The sequence below is a fragment of the Psychrobacter sp. 1Y4 genome (assembly GCF_051847555.1).
Genome location: NZ_JBPYDE010000854.1, coordinates 1 through 590 on the forward strand (window position 1 = coordinate 1; position 590 = coordinate 590).

1 protein-coding gene is annotated in these 590 nt (G+C 38.3%); it reads right to left on the bottom strand.

Annotated elements, in window-relative coordinates; all coding sequences use genetic code 11:
* Window positions 1–345: 345 nt before the first annotated feature.
* The coding region (locus ACS8FC_RS19240) for an acyl-CoA dehydrogenase C-terminal domain-containing protein (protein ID WP_439297969.1) at window positions 346–590 on the bottom strand (245 nt) is incomplete at its 5' end.

Sequence of the window (590 nt, forward strand, 5' to 3'; positions counted from 1 at the left end):
GTAACTCATCGATCAAGCGTTTGAGCATCGCCGGATCGGGCACATCACTTAGGGCTGTAATTTGTTGTAAAATGCGTTTTAATTCTGACACGTCGCACCCTTTATTGTGGTTGTTTCAATCGTTTTTATTATTTGCTACTGTGCATTGCATAGTAAGTCGTAATGATTTTTTAAAAACTTGGTAAATTTATCATTTCATTTGAGCGACACTTTGTCTTGCATCATTTTAATCGTAACCACGCATGGATAGTGAATTATTTTGTTAGCAGTTATTTTGACAAAAAAAAGGACAGCAACCAGACTGTCCTTTTTATTAGCGTTTTATAAAGTGATTACAATGAGCATTTAGCTAGCAGGCACATCAAAGTAGTCAAGATCAAAGTTCATCATCGGGTCACTACCAGCTTTGACCATCTGTGCATGAGCGTCAATACGTGGCAAGATACGGCCGACAAAGTAATCTGCAAGCTTGGCTTTATTGGTATAAAAATCGCCTTCTTTACCATCAGCGGCTTCTACCATCAATGCAAACATATATGAATAAGCGAGGTAGCCAAAGGCATGCATATAATCAACTGCACAGCCATTAA